Annotated in this window: 17 protein-coding genes and 1 pseudogene; 14 read left to right on the forward strand and 4 right to left on the reverse strand. The window is 51.9% G+C overall.

The window, feature by feature from the left end:
• The first annotated feature begins 13 nt into the window (after nucleotides 1–13).
• The 10 genes and pseudogenes from ACL02P_RS05720 to ACL02P_RS05765 all read left to right on the forward strand — a co-directional run bounded on the left by ACL02P_RS05720 (nucleotide 14) and on the right by ACL02P_RS05765 (nucleotide 11,427).
• Nucleotides 14–1,143 (forward strand): annotated as a pseudogene (locus tag ACL02P_RS05720) (glycoside hydrolase family 88 protein).
• Between the two features lie 252 nt (nucleotides 1,144–1,395).
• Nucleotides 1,396–3,768 carry a helix-turn-helix domain-containing protein gene (locus tag ACL02P_RS05725; protein WP_260071573.1) on the forward strand — a complete coding sequence of 791 codons (2,373 nt, stop codon included), beginning with the start codon at nucleotides 1,396–1,398 and terminating at the stop codon, nucleotides 3,766–3,768.
• Nucleotides 3,765–5,435, forward strand: a complete 1,671-nt coding sequence (locus ACL02P_RS05730) for an ABC transporter substrate-binding protein (protein ID WP_412836932.1) — start codon at nucleotides 3,765–3,767, stop codon at nucleotides 5,433–5,435. The genes ACL02P_RS05725 and ACL02P_RS05730 overlap by 4 nt, the downstream gene beginning before the upstream one ends.
• 114 nt (nucleotides 5,436–5,549) lie before the next feature.
• Entirely contained in the window at nucleotides 5,550–6,491 is a 942-nt protein-coding gene (locus tag ACL02P_RS05735; RefSeq protein WP_412836933.1) for a glycosyl hydrolase family 28-related protein, read from the forward strand.
• Nucleotides 6,421–8,208, forward strand: a complete 1,788-nt coding sequence (locus ACL02P_RS05740) for a discoidin domain-containing protein (RefSeq protein WP_412836934.1) — start codon at nucleotides 6,421–6,423, stop codon at nucleotides 8,206–8,208. Before ACL02P_RS05735 ends, ACL02P_RS05740 begins: the two co-directional genes overlap by 71 nt.
• A gap of 168 nt (nucleotides 8,209–8,376) precedes the next feature.
• Nucleotides 8,377–9,297, forward strand: a complete 921-nt coding sequence (locus tag ACL02P_RS05745) for a hypothetical protein (protein ID WP_412836935.1) — start codon at nucleotides 8,377–8,379, stop codon at nucleotides 9,295–9,297.
• Nucleotides 9,298–9,348: 51 nt separating this feature from the next.
• Nucleotides 9,349–9,693, forward strand: coding sequence for a substrate-binding domain-containing protein (locus ACL02P_RS05750; protein ID WP_412836936.1), 345 nt, complete (start codon nucleotides 9,349–9,351; stop codon nucleotides 9,691–9,693).
• A 44-nt stretch (nucleotides 9,694–9,737) separates the two neighbouring features.
• Nucleotides 9,738–9,887 carry a hypothetical protein gene (locus tag ACL02P_RS05755; RefSeq protein WP_412836937.1) on the forward strand — a complete coding sequence of 50 codons (150 nt, stop codon included), beginning with the start codon at nucleotides 9,738–9,740 and terminating at the stop codon, nucleotides 9,885–9,887.
• Entirely contained in the window at nucleotides 9,869–10,168 is a 300-nt protein-coding gene (locus ACL02P_RS05760; RefSeq protein ID WP_412836938.1) for a hypothetical protein, read from the forward strand. Before ACL02P_RS05755 ends, ACL02P_RS05760 begins: the two co-directional genes overlap by 19 nt.
• Nucleotides 10,165–11,427, forward strand: a complete 1,263-nt coding sequence (locus ACL02P_RS05765) for an MFS transporter (RefSeq protein WP_339299031.1) — start codon at nucleotides 10,165–10,167, stop codon at nucleotides 11,425–11,427. Before ACL02P_RS05760 ends, ACL02P_RS05765 begins: the two co-directional genes overlap by 4 nt.
• A 126-nt stretch (nucleotides 11,428–11,553) precedes the next feature.
• Here ACL02P_RS05765 and ACL02P_RS05770 read toward each other — a convergent pair whose 3' ends face one another.
• Nucleotides 11,554–12,297: a GT-D fold domain-containing glycosyltransferase gene (locus ACL02P_RS05770; RefSeq protein WP_412836939.1), complete on the reverse strand. Its 744-nt coding sequence runs from the start codon at nucleotides 12,295–12,297 to the stop codon at nucleotides 11,554–11,556.
• Between the two features lie 203 nt (nucleotides 12,298–12,500).
• On the opposite strand from ACL02P_RS05770, the gene ACL02P_RS05775 reads away from it, so the two are divergent.
• The 4 genes from ACL02P_RS05775 (at nucleotide 12,501) to ACL02P_RS05790 (ending at nucleotide 15,932) form a co-directional block, all read left to right on the forward strand.
• A complete protein-coding gene (locus ACL02P_RS05775) occupies nucleotides 12,501–13,190 on the forward strand; it encodes a glycosyltransferase (protein ID WP_412836940.1) in 690 nt (229 codons plus the stop codon).
• Nucleotides 13,191–13,226: 36 nt separating this feature from the next.
• A complete protein-coding gene (locus ACL02P_RS05780; RefSeq protein ID WP_009226573.1) occupies nucleotides 13,227–13,967 on the forward strand; it encodes a class I SAM-dependent methyltransferase in 741 nt (246 codons plus the stop codon).
• A 124-nt stretch (nucleotides 13,968–14,091) separates the two neighbouring features.
• Nucleotides 14,092–15,120 carry an ATP-binding cassette domain-containing protein gene (locus ACL02P_RS05785; RefSeq protein WP_323076606.1) on the forward strand — a complete coding sequence of 343 codons (1,029 nt, stop codon included), beginning with the start codon at nucleotides 14,092–14,094 and terminating at the stop codon, nucleotides 15,118–15,120.
• Entirely contained in the window at nucleotides 15,117–15,932 is an 816-nt protein-coding gene (locus tag ACL02P_RS05790; RefSeq protein WP_009226575.1) for an ABC transporter permease, read from the forward strand. Before ACL02P_RS05785 ends, ACL02P_RS05790 begins: the two co-directional genes overlap by 4 nt.
• Before the next feature lie 68 nt (nucleotides 15,933–16,000).
• Here the strand turns inward: ACL02P_RS05790 and ACL02P_RS05795 are convergent, their stop codons facing one another.
• The 3 genes from ACL02P_RS05795 to ACL02P_RS05805 are packed head-to-tail and all read right to left on the reverse strand — an operon-like array spanning nucleotide 16,001 to nucleotide 18,171.
• Nucleotides 16,001–17,179: a MalY/PatB family protein gene (locus tag ACL02P_RS05795; RefSeq protein WP_036646379.1), complete on the reverse strand. Its 1,179-nt coding sequence runs from the start codon at nucleotides 17,177–17,179 to the stop codon at nucleotides 16,001–16,003.
• A gap of 54 nt (nucleotides 17,180–17,233) precedes the next feature.
• On the reverse strand, nucleotides 17,234–17,806 hold the full coding sequence (locus ACL02P_RS05800) for a beta-class carbonic anhydrase (RefSeq protein WP_009226577.1): 573 nt from the start codon (nucleotides 17,804–17,806) through the stop codon (nucleotides 17,234–17,236).
• A gap of 41 nt (nucleotides 17,807–17,847) precedes the next feature.
• Nucleotides 17,848–18,171: an iron-sulfur cluster biosynthesis family protein gene (locus ACL02P_RS05805; protein WP_009226578.1), complete on the reverse strand. Its 324-nt coding sequence runs from the start codon at nucleotides 18,169–18,171 to the stop codon at nucleotides 17,848–17,850.
• Nucleotides 18,172–18,212: the final 41 nt, after the last annotated feature.

The raw sequence follows: 18,212 nt of genomic DNA on the forward strand, positions 1-18,212 counted from the left end.
GAGGAGGAGAAGCATGACAACGACCTTAAAAACGATCAGCCAGGAGATCTGGCCGCGGTTGGAGTCCAAGGTGTCGCTGATGCGGGATTCCTTGGGATCTAAGGCTCCGCATGTTGCAGGACAAAACAGAATTTATGACGATACGAAGCTGGACTGGTGGACCTCCGGATTCTGGCCGGGGATCCTATGGCTGATGTACGACATGACGGGTGAAGAAGGATGGCGGGAGGCAGCCTGGTCTTGGGATGAACGGTTGTTTGCGTTGTTCCAGCAGGAGAATGCTTTTGATCATGATGTAGGTTTTCATTTTTTGCCGACGGCGGTCTTTAAGTATAAGCTGACCGGCGACAAAGACGCCTTGCGGCGAGGCTTGTTTGCGGCAAACTTCCTGGCCGGCCGCTTCAACCCGAAGGGCAGCTACCACCGGGCTTGGAACGGCAGCAAGCAAACCGGCTGGTCGATCATCGATACGATGATGAATATCTCGCTGCTCTTCTGGGCTTCCGAGGAAAGCGGCGACCCACGGTTTGCGCATATCGCCAAGGCTCATGCGGATATGGTTGTGAAGCAATTCGTGCGGGCGGACGGGTCCACCCATCACATCGTGGTGTTTGACCCCGAAACGGGCGAACGCGTGGGGGCGTTAGGCGGACAAGGCCGGGTCCCGACTCGGCCTGGAGCCGGGGGAACGCCTGGGCGCTTTACGGCCTGACGAATACGTACCGTCATACCAACGACGCGGTGTACTTAAGTGCAGCCCAGCGGGTGGCAAATTTCTTTATCGCTAGCTTGCCTGAGGACAGCGTCCCGCCGTGGGATTTCCGGGCCATACTGGAAGCTGGGGACGACGAGATTCCCCGTGACACCTCGGCCGGAGCGATCGCTGCCTCCGGGTTGCTTGAGCTTGCCGACCAACTGGATGAACCGATTGGCCGACCGTACCGCTCTGCCGCCGAGCGAATCTTAAGCTCACTCGCTACGAATTATGCCACTTGGGACGATCCGAAGCATGAGGCCATCCTGCTTCAAGGTACGGGCCACAAGCCAGCTAATCAGAACGTGAACGTTTCGCTGATCTACGGGGATTATTACTTCGTTGAGGCGTTGGCGAAGCTCCAAGGATGGAAGCGGCGTATTTTCTAAAAAAACTTTATCTCGAAATTTAGCCCGAAGGACCACCTAGTCCCTCGGGCTATTTGCGTTTTGTTAGGTCGCAGGACTGCTCGCAAGCGGGAATTGTCAATCGAATTGAACTTTTTATCTATAGGCTTGGGCCGGGGAAACACGTTATAATTAGGTCTTGATCTGATGCACCGACAAACCAACAAAACCGACGAACCGATTAACCCACTAACCTGCTTATCTACAAATCAGAAGGATACGGGGGAGGAACGGATGTTGAACATTCAATCTTTGTGGCGGAAACGGGAAAGCGTGATCGTAACCTGGCTCGTTTCGTACAGTGCAGTGTTGTTTGTGCCGATTCTGTTCAGCCTCATCATTTACGCTCAGGCCAATACAGCGTTAAAGAGCGAAATTCACCGGGCGAACGATTCGTTGCTGAAGCAAATGCGCTATACGATCGATACGCAAATCGATTTGATGAAGCGGCTCATTATGGAGATGACTTGGAGTCCGAACCTGCAGACCTTGATGTATTCAAGTCAGTCTGACGCCGAAGCACCTTACACCGCTTACCAGCTCGTCAAGGAGTTTCGTCTGTTCAAGACGTCGTACGCCACGATCGATGAATTTTACGTCGTTTGGAAAAAAGGGGATGCGGTTCTCCGGGCGGGGAATATCCGGGATATCCCCACCGCCTTTCATACCATTCACGAGACCGGGGCCATCAGTTTAGAGACTTGGAAACGCCTAGTTTTGGAAGCGGATACAAAACACTTTGTTGTGCTCCCTTACCTCAATGCGGGGCACGCGGAATCCTCCATCGCTTATGTCACGCAGCTGCCAGCTGATCTGAACGGGCAAGAGACAGGTACGGTCGTGGTGATGACGGATACGAGCCGGTTCCAACAGGCCCTTGAGGGGATCTCCGGCTTCAGTGATGGTCTGCTGCTGATCCTAAATCAGAATGACGAGGTGCTGATGACCAATCGGGACCCTGCCGATGAGCTGCTTCCCTTTATGGATGGCAACCGCGTAAGGCTGGATCGGGCGAAGGTCGGGGAATCGGAGCTGTTCTATATGGATTCCGCGGTATCCGATCTCAAATATGCGTTGATCATCCCGAGCGGGTTGTATTGGGAAAAAGCCGTGAACGTCCGCAATTTTACGTATATCAGCATTCTGGTCAGCCTGCTTGGCGCCGGCGTGCTGACGTGGTTTTTCATGCGTCGCAACTATTCTCCGATCCAACAGCTGGTGGAATCGTTGTCGGACAAATCGACTCAAGCCATGCCTGGAGAGCCTAATGAGCTGCGGTTTATCCAGAACATGATCCAGCGGGCCCGGAGCGAGAAGAATGAGATTGCCCAGCAACTTCAGAAGCATCAGCAGGTGCTTCGCTCGAATTTGATTTATCGGCTGCTGAAAGGGAAAACCGATCCGCTGGTGCCGTATGAAGAATCGTTCCGCTCCTTTCAGATGCCGCTGTATTCACGGGATTTTGCCGTCATTTTATTCGTGATCGAAAATGAAGACCAACTCTATGACAAGCTGCCCGGCGTGGGATTAAGCGAACGGAGTAAGTTGATCCAGCTGATCATCTCCAATGTGGTCGAGGAGTTGGTTGCCGCTCGAGGACATGTAGGGTACGTTGCGGAGGTTGACGAGATGATCGTTTGCCTGGTGAATTTGCAGGCGGATTCCAAGACGTGGAGCGAGGATTTGAGAGAGATTGCGGCGGAAGCCCAGCGGTTCTTGGAGCGTTACGAGATGGAGCTGACCATTTCGTTCAGTGGCCGGCATCCATCATGGATTGGTATTCATGAGGCGTATCAAGAAGCGGTGGATGCGATGGAATACAAGATGGTATTGGGGAAGAAAGGAATTATTGCTTACGGCGAGATCCATCGTGAGACGGCAAATGGCATGTACGGGTATGATTATCCGCTGCAAACCGAGCAGCAGTTGATTAACTTCATCAAAGCCGGCGATGCCGAGCAAGCCGGCCGTTACATGAATGAGATCATGAAGCGGAATTTGGAGAAGCCGGTGATGTCGCTTAACGTGGCCAAATGCCTCATGTTTAATTTGGTAAGTACGATGATCAAGGTCATCCATGAACTAGGCGGACATGAGGATGATTGCCGGCTGGCCGATTATCCGCTGTGGATCGACGAGGTGCTGGCCTGCGATACGGTACAGGAAATGCAAAGCGCTCTGCAAGGCTTGTTGCATGAGGTCTGCGCATTTGCCGCCGACAAACGTGCAAGCCATCTGTTGAGAGAACGAGAGGACTCGCTTCGCAGCCTGATCGAGAAAGTGACGGCGTATATCGCGGCACGTTACAACGACGCCAACTTAAATGTGAATGCGATTGGCGATCATTTTGGCATGAAAGGCAGTTACCTCTCCAAGCTTTACAAGAATCAGACGGGAGAAGGCCTGCTGGACAGCATTCACCGATGCCGAATTGAGAAGGCGAAGGAGCTCATGCGGACGCAATCGGAATCGATCAGCGAGCTGTCTAAAGTGGTGGGATATAACGATGCAGCTACGTTTATTCGGGTATTTAAGAAGTACGAAGGCATCACGCCTGGCAGATATAAAGAGATCAGCGGCATGAATGGGAAGGAGGTTACGGTATGAGTGGAAATCGAAAAAAGGTTCGGACTCTTACAAACCGGGGGCTCGCGACGGTGTTGATTCTGGCGTTATTTGTCCTGCTGAGCTCTTGTGATTCCAGTGCGGGACCCTTCCGCGGGTCATCCGCCGCTTCGGCAGCGAATCCGCAGGAGGTACAACCGGGCGGAAATCATGCGCAGGATCAACGGTTGACGCTCACTTACTGGGCTGAGCTCAACGGAAATGCAGCCAGCATTAAATCCAAGTTCAGTGAGGTTCCTTTCTTCCAAGAATGGCAACGGAGAACCGGGGTCCAGCTCGATTTCATACAGCCTCCCGCCAATCAAGGGAAGGAGGCGATTAGCGTCCTGCTCGCTTCCGGCGAGCTGCCGGATCTGATCGAGTATGAATGGATCAATTATCCGGGCGGTCCGGAGAAGGCGATCAACGACGGGTATATTCTAAGGCTGAATGAAATCTTCGACCAATATACCCCTCATTTGAAAAAATATCTCCAAGCGCATCCCGAGATCGATCTCCAGGTTCGTACCGCAAGCGGAAGTTACTACGCCTTCCCATTTATTCAAGGGGATCAGCGGCTTCGTACTTACCAGGGTCCCATCATTCGCAAGGATTGGCTAGATGATCTTGGGCTAGAAATTCCGGAGACAATCGCGGAATGGCATGATGTGCTGAAGGCGTTCAAGGAACGCAAGGGGGCTGAGGCTCCGCTAACCTTTCTTGGCGTACCGAATCCGCTGTTTGGCATCGAAGGCGGAGGATTCGTTGGCGCCTTTGGGATTAAGAAGGATTTCTATCAAGAGCAGGGGAAGGTCAAATTTGGCGCCATCGAGCCGGAGTACAAGGCGTTTCTCGCTTTGTTCCGCGACTGGTATCAGCAAGGGCTTATCGATCCCAACCTTGCTGCAGTGGACTCGGAAACCCAAGATACGAGCATGATTCTCGGACGTAGCGGCGCCAGCATCTGGAACGCCGGAGCGGGAATCGGGACCTGGCTGCCGGTGATGAGAGCCCAGGACCCGAAGGTCGAACTGGCGCCGGCGCCATATCCGGTACTGAAGAAGGGTGATCGTCCGAAATTTGGTCAGCTCGCTCCGGTGGTGGGTGTCAGCGGCAGTGTTGCGATCTCAACAAGCAATCAGCATGTGGAGGAGTCGGCCCGGATGCTGGATTACGGTTACAGCCCGGAAGGTCATCTGCTGTTTAACTTCGGAATGGAAGGGGTCAGCTACGAAATGAAGGACGGGTATCCGGCCTATACCGACCTCATTTTAAACAATCCCAACCAGTGGGCTCCTTCACAAGCGCTGGCGATGTATACCCGTGCTAGTTATTTTGGTCCGTTCGTGCAGGATGTACGGTATATGGAGCAGTATTACTCGCTGCCGGAGCAACAGGAGGCTACCCGCCTATGGTCCGATACGGATGCCGCGCTCCACAACTTGCCGGTTCTGCCGAAAACCGAGGAGGAGAGCACGGAGTTTTCGGTCATTATGCAAGACGTGAACCGCTTCGTGGATGAGATGTCGCTTAAGATCATCTATGGGATGGAGCCGCTGGATGCGTTCGAAGGGTACGTGGAGCAAATTCATGCCATGGGGATCGACCGGGCGATTCAAATCCAACAGCAGTCCCTCGATCGGTATAACACGGCATTGTCTGCGAAGTGAATGGAGGGATTTGGAAAAAACGCAACGCGAGTGGCGTTTTTGAGCATCGATAAACAGGCTTCCTCCCACTACAATGGTGGGTGAATCCCATAAACAAAGGAGGAAGATGATGTGATGCGCAAAAGATGGTCGGCCATACTGCTCGCCCTGAACGTTGTCGCCGGACTCACAGTAACCGGGGGAGGAGCTATTCCAGCGTCAGCCGACGAAGCGAATCCGGCAGCCCATCAAGGTCCGTCCCTTGGCCGCGATGGGAGAAGCTTGCTTTATCCCAAGGGGTGGTATCCGGGATACCGGACGAGTGAGGGTCAGTTCCTGCATGATTTCTCCTATGCAGGCTACCGGAGAGGTGAGGTACCGATTCCTTCCGTGAACAAGCACCGGGGCATTAACGTGACGAAATCCCCATACCGCGCGGACCCTACTGGGCGCACGGACTCCACACGCGCCATTCAACAAGCGATTGATGATGCGGCGGCGCGCGGAGGAGGCGTTGTCTACCTTCCCAAAGGAACGTATCGTGTGACTCCGCAGGAAGGGAAGGATTTTGCTCTAAATATCAACTCCAGCGGGGTGGTGCTCAAGGGAGACGGGCAGCTTCAAACGCACATTTACAATGCGCAGGAAAATATGAAGCAAAAGGACATCATCCGAGTCGGCGGCGGGGATTGGAAACGGACCAGCACTTTGAGCAAGCTGCGCAAAACAGTATCCGAACCTACGGTGTTGCTGCCCGTAGAGAGCACGGATGGCTTCCAAGTGGATGATTTCGTTGTCATTACCTTTGAGACGACGGAAGGCTTCCTGAAGGAGCATGGGATGCAGAATAAATGGGCTTCCCGTTTAGGTAAGGTGGAGCCGATATTTTATCGGCAGATCGTAGCTGTTGATTCGAAGGCCAAAACTTTGACCCTGGATATCCCAACCCGGTATCCTCTAAAGCTTCGTGATGATATTACGATTACCAAAACGGAGGCATCAAATCATGGAGGTGGGCCTGGAGGACTTCTCCATCGCGAACGTCGAGAACTCGAAGCCGGGGCTCGGCGAAGATGACTTCAAGGTGGAAGGAACGGCAGGGTACGAAGCCGATAATGCCAAAGCGATCAACGTCATCGCTGCCGCAAACAGCTGGATCCGCAATGTTGGCACGTACAAGCCGCCGGGGAATGCGAACTACCACATTTTATCTAAAGGCATCATTTTGGATCGGACCAAAAATGTCACTGTCGACAAGGTTACCATGCAGTATCCGCAATACCGGGGAGCCAACGGGAACGGGTATCTATACCAATTCATCGGTAACGATAACCTGATTATGAACTGTCGTGCCGTCGGGGCGAGACATAGCTTCACCTATGCTAATTTCTCGGCGAATGGTAACGTGCTGCTGGATTCGTATTCCGAGAACTCATTGTACCTCACTGACTTCCACATGTATTTGAGTATGGCCAATTTGATTGACAATTTCACGGTGAACGGGGACGCGATTTCCGCGATCACGAGGGATTACGGATCGTCTGCGACGAACCGCCACGGTGTGGTAACAACCGAAAGCGTATTTTGGAACACGAAAGGGATTGCCGCCCATTCAAGTAAACCGGGGATCATCATCGAATCGGAGCAGTTTGGCAACGGGTATATTATCGGCACCCACGGGAAAGTGAACGGGGTGAAAGTGGATATCATCGGTTCGATTCCGGATGCGGATACCTCGCCGTTTGATTGGGTCGAAGGCGTCGGGCAAGGGGAGCGGCTGTTCCCGCAAAGCTTGTACAAGGATCAAACCAAGCAACGGTTGGATCACCGGGAACTGGGATTGCAGTCGATCCTTGTCAACGGGGAAGCTGTGCCGGGCGTGCAGTTTTTGCGGACGCAATATGATTATGTACTGCCATATGGTACCACAGAAACCCCAATCCTTTCGGCAAAGGCAACGTCGAAGGATGCCCGTGTCAAGATCGTCCAACCGAAAGGGACAAGCGGAACCGGCGTTATTACGATTACCCGGCGCGGAAAGACGCAAACGGTGCGGGTGAAGTTTAGTGTGGCGAAGACGCCTGTGCTGCCGGAGAATATTACGATTGCCCCGGACAAAAGCGTACCGGGCTGGCGTTCTGCCGGTTATGCGATCAGCGCAGGCAAGAGCGGACGTCTTCAATCTTTCCTGACGCTCGATAACGGGGAAGTCTTAAACACCTCCGAGTTAAATATCCCGGTGACGTACCGGGTTAGTGACGAACAGGTGGGTTATATCGAAGGAAATACATTTTATGCCGAACGGCCCGGTGTCGCAGACATCATTGCCAGCTGCCAGCTACAAGGCGTGGTCGTCGAAGCGCGCCAGACCTTTGAGGTGCTGGAGCCGATACCCGAGCCTGCGGGACCTTTAGCCGCCATCGCCAAAGTAACGGCCAGCGCAGATGACGGCAATGTGCCCAGCAACACGCTGGACCGTGATCCGGACACCCGTTGGTCTGCAGATGGGAAAGGACAGTTTTTGCAGGTGGAGCTGGAAGAGGTCACGATCGTGGATGGGGTAAGCCTGTGGTTTTATAACGGACACACCCGCTCGAACTATTTTGATCTGGAGGTTTCCGTGGATGGTGTTCATTTCGAATCTGTTCTAACCGGGATGGCCAGCAAGAAACAGTCGGAACTGGAGACGTTTGAGTTTACTCCGACCCCGGCCAAATACATCCGATATGTGGGTCAAGGCAACGAGATCAATACCTGGAACAGCTTGCTTGAAATTTGGGTTCACGCCGAATAATGTCGAATAATCAGGGCTTGAATCCCTCTACAATAGGCCGAACAGATCATTTGCGCTCATCCTTTTTATGATAATCTCATTCTGAATCGAATCGCCCTGTAAGGAGTACGGCCAATTGTTTATCGCATCGCAGGGAAATCAGAGAAGGAATGGAGTGTAGAGGACCGAGTGAAGAACAAGGCAATCCTGCTGTTGTTGGCAGTCTGTTTGACGGGGGTTTTTGGAGTTTCGTCTCCGGCCCAAGCAGAGGCGCGGCCAACCAAAGCGATTTGGGCATGGGATTTTTATGATGCGGCTTCCAATTCGCAAAAGATCACGTCTTTGTTGGAGTTTCTGAAGGAGCAGGACATCAACCTGCTGTTTATCGGAACAAGCAGAACGCTGCCGGATCAGCCGGCAACCTATACGGAACTGATCTATCGGGCACATGCGGAGGGAATTCGCGTCTTTGCGCTGGTCGGAAGAGCAGAGTGGGCCTTGGAAGGCCGACATCGCGATGCACTCGCAGAGCTTCGGCAGGTGCTGTCGTTTAATGCTTCCCACCCGGCCAGCACCTTTGACGGCATTCAATTTGATATCGAGCCGCACACGTTGCCGGAATACCAAACGAAGCGAGGATCCATCAATTATCAATACCTGCAGGTCTTGAAGAAAATCGCGGCAGAAATTCGCGCCAGCGGCGATCCACTGGAGTTTAACGCGGCGATTCCTTGCTGGTATGCTACGGGAGAAAATCCGGTGATAGTGGAGACGGGCGGACAACGGAAGCCGTTAAGTTATTTCGTATTGGATATCGTGGACACTGTTTCCATCATGGCCTACCGCGACACAGCTGATCGGCAAATTCGCGCATCCTTGGCGGAAGCCGATTATGCTGCAAGCTTGGGTAAGAAGGTCTATATCGGTGCAGAAACCAGTCCGCCAAACGGATCTACGATTCCAAACGAGATTACGTACTATAACAAAGGCTTAGTTTACATGAACCAGCAAATTCAGGCCATCAACGCTTATTATGCGAAGCATGCAGGATTTGGCGGCATCGCCATCCATCAATACCCTGCATACCGAATCATGCTGCAAGGCCGGTAAGAAGCAATCGGGCAGGTGAAGGTTCATCGGCACACATACAGATTGCTGAAAATGAATAAGGATGAAAAAGATGAGACGTACTTCCCGGACTTTCGGAATCAAAGATATCCTGCGCTGTTTACGACAAACGACATGCTGGTGCTGGGCGCGATGAAGCTGTTGCTGGACCGAGGCGTTCAGATCCCTCAGGAGGTTGCCGTCTTGGGGTACGACGATGTCGAGCTTGGCCGCATGTATTCGCCGTCGCTGTCCACGGTCAGCGTGGATACCGCCGGCATCGGGAGGGATGCGGTGGAGCTGTTGGACAAGCTGATCCGCGGTGAAGCGGATTTGCCTAAGCTGGTGGAATACGAAAGTCATGTTGTCAAACGTCAATCAACGGAAGGAAGGGAGTGACCTGAATGGGATGGTATTGGAAAAAAGTAGGGTAAGGCGAATCATTGAGTTTGTGCTGCTCGCTGCTCACCGTGTTTGCGATATTTTTTGCCGGTCCGCTCTTGAACCTGCTGGTGCTGGCGTTTAGCGAGAAGTGGAACTATCCGGACGTCTTGCCGGCGACTTGGGGGTTCAAATGTGGAACTTCGTATTAGCCAAGGACGATATCGTCTCCTCGATTTCGTTGTCGTTCTTGATCGCGGCGATTGTAACGGCGTTATCGATCCTCATCTGCATCCCGACCGCATATGCGTTCGCCAGAATCCAGTTTCCGCTGAAGCGAATGTTCTTGTTCTCGTTCCTGCTGACGCATGGATGTAACCCCGGGATACGGGGTTCTTTTTTTAAAATTATTCTTTCCATTGATTTGGTTGTTTGGATTCGTTTACAGTATAATTATGCTGTAATTTTCCAAATCGAGAGGGGATGTCCGTGAATAACGTAGACAGGTCAAATCAAGCGACATCAAAGGAGCAGTGGAAAAGGAACATCATCCTGTTCCTGAGCAGTCAAACGATTTCGCTGTTTGGCTCCTCGCTGGTGCAGTACGCGATCATGTGGTACATTACGCTAAATACGAAATCGGGGATCATGATGACGTTATATATCATCTGCGGGTTTATCCCAACGTTCCTGTTATCCCCGGTGGCGGGCGTCTGGGCGGATCGCTACAACCGAAAATGGCTGATTATGCTGTCGGATGGCATGATCGCCTTCGCTACACTGATCCTCGCGCTCCTATTCCTGATGGGCTATGAGGAAGCTTGGCTGCTCTTTGTTATGGCTGCGATCCGGGCGCTTGGCTCGGGCGTGCAGACGCCGGCAGTTGGGGCGATTTTGCCGCAAATCGTACCGTCCGACCAATTAACGAAAGTGAACGGGATTAACGGAAGCATTCAAGCAGTCATTATGTTCGTGTCCCCGATTGTCAGCGCTGCGCTGCTCACTGTGGCGACGATCGAAACGATTTTCTTCATCGATGTGGTCACGGCGGCGATCGCGATTTTGACACTGCTGCTTTATTTTCGGATTCCGACCCATCAACGAGCTTCAGGTCCGCAATCAACTGGTTATTTTCACGACCTGAAAGAAGGTCTGGCCTATATCCGTCGACAAGCCTATCTAAAATCCTTCTTTGCTTTTATGGCGGTCTTTTTTATTCTGATGGCCCCGGCCGCGTTTTTGACCCCGCTTCAGGTGACCCGCACTTACGGCGAAGAGGTCTGGCGGCTTACCGCAATTGAAATCGCCTTTTCCATCGGAATGATGGCGGGAGGGGGATTGATTGCCGCGTGGGGCGGTTTTAAGAATAAAGTGCACACGATGACTTTGGCTACGGTATTGATGGGGTTATGTACATTTTTGCTTGGCGTCGTCCCCGTCTTTTGGATCTATCTGGCGTTTATGACCTTGTTTGGGATCGCAATGCCAACCTTTAATACCCCTACGATGACGATGATTCAGGAAAAGGTCGACGAAAGCTATATGGGAAGAATCTTTGGCGTATTCAGCATGATCTCCACGTCGATGATGCCGATCGGGATGCTGATCTTCGGGCCCATTGCCGATGCGATTGCGATCGAATGGCTGCTCATCGCGACGGGACTGCTGATTTTGCTCCTATCGCTCTTTCTCGGACGGAATCAAGCGTTGCTGGAAGCTGGCAAACCGGCAATCCAGGAAGGCACAACCTAATCTTGAGAAGGCAGGCTCAATGAGCCCTGCCTTTTTATTTTTGTCACCCGGATCAGGAGGCGAAGCAAGCGCTGCGGATTGGAAAGTAATCTGGCTGAGCCAGAGCCAAACAAAGGCGCCCACAACTTAATTGGGGCGCCCATTTAATATGATATTGCTTGCTTTGCCAAAATCGAGAGCGACTTTGCCTGTAATCGAGGCAATCTGTTGAGCTAGAACCACTGCGCTGACCCCACATGAAATCAGTGCCACATCAAAGCTGTCCTTATGAGCGGTAATCCACTTGATCGTATTCCGGTACTCCGGCCATTGGTCAAAAGGCAGGGCGTGCACGATTTTTTGGTTATAGGGTTCTTTTTTAAGCCGTTCCTTGATCTTAGCGGCTTCCCGTGTGATGACCATAATTCGCAGGCCGGAGAGGAGTGACCAAAATTCCTCCATTTTGGCCAATTCCCGGTTCACCCCGGCATGGCAAATCACAGGCGGCTGAATCTTGTAATAGGAGAAAACCTTATCGGTTAAGGGTCTTTTTAAATAATCCGGGGCATTGATCGTGTTGTCTCCGGCGGGCAGGATTCCTACAACGGTCGCCTTTTTTACGGAAGAAATCACGGCGTTGCGCAGTGGTAAATTTGGAAGGGTCAGGCCTTTTTCTCCTCGGTTCGCTTTGATTGCCCACCGTTCCTGAAGCACTTTAGACATGGGCCAGACATGATGCTGAGACATGACCAAGTTCTCGCCATCACCAATCCTTACTAACGAAAACGGCTTCTGTTTCTCGATGGCGTCTCTGATTCTCTTTAGCAAATCTTGGGCTTCCAAGTAGATTTGTTGCATCGGACGTTTCATTCCTTTCGCGTGCTTAATCATTTCAGTCTATGATGGCGAATAGGGTTTGAATTGTGTGCTTGTACCGCTAGAAAAAGAGGAGGGTACTAGACTATTTTCAGCAAGCCAATGGAATACGTCCTGTCCGTTCTTTGTCTCTAACATATAGTAAAAAATAGACAGCCCCGGTTTTACAAAATTAGATAAAGCTGAGTGAGCGGAGCTGTATACAAGGAGGAGTACAGATGACAAAAAGGATCGTAATCGAAAGCAATTTTAATACGTTTGGATTTAGTCCGCATCGTCTCACCCGTCCTTGGTTGGAGAATAGAATCAAGATTTTCTGCGAATTTACTCTGAAGTCGCTGTTAATTCAAACCAATCAAGACTTTTTGGCGATATTCAAGGTCGTGCCTGAGACAGAGAAAACGATAAAAGATATTTTGGCCAAATACCCTCGTCTACCGCAAAATATCATGTTTGTAACCCATAAAGAGGGGATGGAACGGATTAAAGCCTTTGCTGGAACTTATGAGAATTTGTATTTAGTTCGTATGGAATCTGACGATATGTACCACAAATCCTATATCCAACAGCTGCATGATCATCGGCCGAAGGCAGGTACCCTCGCTTTGATCAATCAAAACGGTTACGCGTTCGACTCGATTCATGGAGAAATGGTACCGATGTTTCGAAAATCACCTCCATATTATGTGTTCTTGTATAAGACATCGGAGTTTTTGTCCGGATATCGTATCAAGCTGCCAGGCCGTGCTACGCACGGTAACGTCATAGAATTACCTCATGAAATCTTAACTCCTCGTAATTTCGTAGAAGTAATTCACCGCTATAACTCGATCCCCAGAACCCTCCCGGTAAAAGGACGACTGACGAAGGAGGAACAGAAAAAAGTTTTGAAAGAATTCATGGGATAACCGCGGGTTCCCTCGAACTAGAGGAGGTGAAGGAATATGGTAAATCAGGATCGGGTCAACGAGCGCTATTATGGCCAGGTAAACTCGGAAAAGTCCCATGAAGCAACAAGAGCACGTATCCACTGGATTTGCCGTCAAGTCACTGGCAGAAGAGTACTTGACGTAGGGTGCAGCCAAGGGATTACTTCGATCCTCCTGGGCCGAGAAGGACGCAGGGTTCTAGGGTTAGATTTGGAAGAAGGAGCTATCCATTATGCGAAAAGGGAGTTGTCCCGGGAATCTAAGCCTGTCCGGTCCAAAGTTCAGTTTAAAGTAGCCGATGTCACTGAATTCCAAGGTCATAAGCTATTTGATACGGTCATTCTAGGACAAATTCTGGAGCATTTTGCGAATCCCGGAGTTTTGATCAGTCATGCTTATCGATTGCTGGCAGACGGCGGAACCCTCATCGTAACGGTGCCTTACGGATATCATCCCTTCCACGATCATAAGCAGACCTTCTATGCGGGGAACCTAGGCATCTGCCTGGATCCCTGGTTCGAGATCACGAAATTGGAAGTGCAGCATAATTATTTGTGCTGCGTGGCTGTGAAACAAAAAGAGATTCGGAGACAAATCCTTCCTGATGCTTCCATGATGAAGAACTGGATCCTTTTTGACAGCGAGCGGTTTACTGAGATTGAACGCCAGCACCTGCAAGTCATGGAGCAGCGAAAAAAAGCGCTGGGGCAAGCTTACGAGCAACTGAAAGAACTGCGTAAAACGAAGCCCAATTAAGCCCCCAAGAGATGAACACACCCGAACAAGGGTGTGTTTTTTTTTCGTTTAAATTCAGTTTAACTACCTCCGTTAATCTCCTAACTGTAAATCACATTGGTTGAAGGATAGGAGGACTTAACAGATGATTACGAAAACTTCCGCCTTCACGGGGGGCGCAACTAAACTGGCGATTGAAGCTGAGGGACTCGTGAAAATATTTGGAACGAACCGGGCGGTAGACGGAGTGAACCTGAAGGTGGGGAGCGGGATGATTTATGGCGTCCTGGGACCTAACGGGGCAGGGAAAACGACGACGATCCGCATGCTGGCGACATTGCTGCGTCCAGACGCGGGTTCCGCCCGCATTTTTGGGCACGATGTCGTCAAGGAGCAGCATATTGTCCGTCAGCTGATCGGCGTGACCGGACAATACGCCTCGGTGGATGAAACGCTGAGCGCTACGGAAAATCTCGTCATTTTCTCCAGGCTGTTAGGCTTGGGGCGCAGCGAGGCTCGCCGGAAAGCAGCGGAGCTGCTGGAGGAGTTTGGGTTGTCGGAAGCGGCCAAGCGCCCGCTAAAGCACTTCTCCGGCGGGATGCGCCGGCGGCTGGATTTGGCAGCGAGCCTGATTGCCCAGCCGCCGCTCATTTTCCTGGATGAACCGACGACAGGGCTGGATCCGCGAACGCGGTCGCAGATGTGGGATACGATTCGCCGTCTTGTTGCGACCGGATCGACGGTGTTGTTAACCACCCAGTATCTGGATGAAGCCGACCAACTGGCAGACCGGATCGCCGTGATTGATCGCGGGCAGGTCATCGCAGAAGGCACTGTCGACGAGTTAAAGACCTCGGTGGGAGCCTCGTCGCTGCAGTTAAGAATTAAGAATCCACTTCATTTGGCAGAAACTCGCCGCATTGTGGAGCAGGTGCTGAAAGTGCCTTCCACCCTCACAGCAGAGGCAGGAAAAATTACCGCCCCGATGGCGGAGGCCGATCTGGTGACCGACCTCTTGATCGCCTTGCGCGAAGCGGACGTGGATTTGGCGGAATTAAGCGTTCAGAAACCAACGTTGGACGAAGTCTTTTTGACACTGACCGGGCGGGGCGTTGAAGAGAACACCGCAGGTCCTCAGGCTTATGTTCTTGATCAGAAGGGGGTAATCGCATGAGCAACACGGTTGTTAACGCTAAGGCCGCACGGCCATTAAAGAATCAAACCAGCTTCCGTCAATCGCTTCGTCACTCGTTGACCATGGCGTATCGAGGATTGTTAAAAATCAAGCGGACACCGGAGCAACTATTTGACGTGACGCTCCAGCCGATTATTTTCACGCTGATGTTTACGTATATTTTCGGCGGGGCGATCTCGGGGGATGTGATGAGCTACTTGCCGGTCATTATTCCAGGGATTCTGGTGCAAACCGTCATTTCCACCTCTGTCGTTACCGGAGTACAACTGCGCGAGGATATGGAGAAGGGCGTTTTCGACCGCTTTAAGTCGCTGCCGATTGCTCGGATCGCGCCATTGGCCGGAGCCTTGCTGGCCGATACGGTCCGCTATACGATTGCGACCGTCCTGACGTTTGCTATGGGATACATGATGGGCTTTCGTCCGGATGGGGGATTTGGTTATGTCGCTCTTGCGGCGCTGCTGGTGATCGTTTGTTCTTGGGCAGTTAGCTGGATCTTTGCTTTCTTTGGCGTTATCGCGCGAACCGCATCCAGCGTACAAGGGATATCGATGATCGTGTTGTTTCCGTTGACGTTCCTGTCCAATGCGTTTGTTCCGGTTGAAACGATGCCAAAATGGCTGCAATGGTTTGCCAACATCAATCCGATTTCGCATTTGGTGACAGCGGTTCGGGAGCTGGTGAATCATGGAACCATTGGTGGAGATATGCTGAGCTCTCTTATCGGAGCAGCCGTTATTGTAGCGGTTTTTGCACCGATTACGGTCCGCGCTTACATGCGTCGCACTTAAAAAAACAAGCCGGAAGACGAGAGGTCTTCCGGCTTGAGTGTTTTCGCTGGTTATTTCGTTCCCAGCGATTAGGCTTGATGAGCGGCAACTGCTGCGCAGAAACGCTCCAGTGCTTCTTCCAGCAACGAGCGTGGGCAAGCCAGGTTGATCCGCAGGAATCCTTCGCCGTTCTCGCCGTAGATGGAGCCTTCCGTGAAGGCGATTTTGGCTTCCTTATACATCACTTGCTTCATCTCAGCTTTTTTCCATCCCAGTGCACGGCAATCCACCCATAATAAGTAGGTGCCTTCGGATAGAACGGGGGCCACCGCTGGCAGATGCTCGGCGAGATAAGCGACGGCGAAGTCACGGTTGGCACGAATATAGGCTAGGACGGCGTCAAGCCAATCCTCGCTTTGCGTATACGCTGCGATGGTCGCCGTAGGACCGAAAAAGTTCAGCGAACCGATGGCTTGCGCTTTGATCCGTTCGGCAAATTGTTTGCGGATGGCCACGTTTGGAATGATCGTATAAGCCGTCGCGAGGCCAGGGATGTTAAACGTCTTGGAAGGAGCCGCGCAGGTAATTGTGATTCCGGCAAAGGGTTCAGACAACGATGCAAACGGCACATGACGGTATTCGGCGAAGACCAAATCGCAGTGAATTTCGTCCGAGACGACCTTCACTCCATATTTCAGGCACAGCTCGCCAACCCGTTCCAGCTCCTCACGGGTCCAGACCCGTCCACCGGGATTATGGGGGCTACACAGCAGCATCAGCTTCGCGCCGCCTTGCATCAACGATTCCAGATGATCGTAGTCCATCCGGTAACGTCCATCCTCGAGAACCAACGGATTTTCGGCAACTTCGCGTCCGTTATTGCGAATGACATCATAGAACGGATTATAGACCGGGGATTGCAGGATAACCCGATCTCCCGGTTCGGTTAATACCTGAACGGCTACGCTGAGCGCAGGCACGACGCCTGGAGTGTCGGTCAACCAGGACGGATGAACGTTCCAGCCATGCCGGCGCTCCAGCCAGCCGGTGATAGCCTCCAGGTATTCTTTGGGCCGGGAGGTGTAGCCGTAAATCCCCAGCCTGGCCCGTTCCGTGACGGCTTGGACAATGGCCGGCGCACAACGGAAATCCATGTCCGCTACCCACAAAGGCAATACGTCCGGATTCCCAAACAGCTCCTTTCCAAGATCCCATTTCTCGGAGTAGGTTCCTCTCCGCGGCACACGTTCGTCGAAATTATACGTCATCTCTTTGTTCCTTTCCTTTCCCATAGATGCAGGTTATCTCTAGTCGTGTCGGGCTTATTTCGGAAGAGGCTGGTACCCGTCGATAATCAGTTCCAGCTCGCCTGTCGTGGAATCAATCAGCAACCCGTGAACAGGAACATCTGCAGGAAGGAGCGGGTGCCTCTTAACGATATTGACGGTCCGAATGATCCCTTCCTTCTCGTTATCGAAACCGCGCAGCCATTTGTTTAGCTTGATGCCGGAATTCTCGATCGTGTTCAACGTGTCGTCGCTGATACCCCGTTCCCGCATGGAGCCAATCATCCGGTCCGAATTGAGCGCAGCCATACCGCAGCCGGTATGACCAACGATGAATACTTCCTGGGCATGTAATTCGTAGATCGCAACGAGAAGACTACGCATGACGCTCCCAAAAGGCTGGGAAATGATTGCGCCGGCGTTCTTGATCAGCTTCACATCGCCGTTGCGCAGGTTCATCGCTTTCGGGAGCAATTCGACGAGCCGCGTATCCATACAGGTCACGATCGCCATTTTCTTCTCAGGAAATTTATCCGTTACATATTTCTCGTATTCCTTCTCCTCGACAAATTTACGGTTGAACTCCAGTATCGACTGCAATTGATTCATGTTACTACCTCCTTGTTTGTTGTTGGCACGAATACGGCGAATTACCGGCGGTCTACCAATGGAATATTGGATTTGTAAAACTGGGACGGCCCATCCAAGCGGAACGTCCCGGTTGCTTCTTCCCCTTTCAAGGACAGCTCCTCTTCAAAAAAAACAGCCTGCATTTTGTCAATCCAAAATGGGTAGGCTTCATTGTCCATGGGAATATCATATGGACCCGGTTCGGATACGATGTTCAGTACGGGAACACCGCTCATGCCGCAGCCGCAGTTTTCCGTATCGTAGACGAGGCGGAGCAAGCCAGGCTGGCCAGCTAACTTGTCGTCGATCATTTTTTTGGCCGTTGCGTTAAGCGTGATTTTCATAAGGAAGAGGCAACTCCTTTACATCAAAATAAAATTTCAAT

This window comes from Paenibacillus sp. MB22_1, assembly GCF_047200555.1.
Taxonomy (GTDB): domain Bacteria; phylum Bacillota; class Bacilli; order Paenibacillales; family Paenibacillaceae; genus Fontibacillus; species Fontibacillus phoenicis.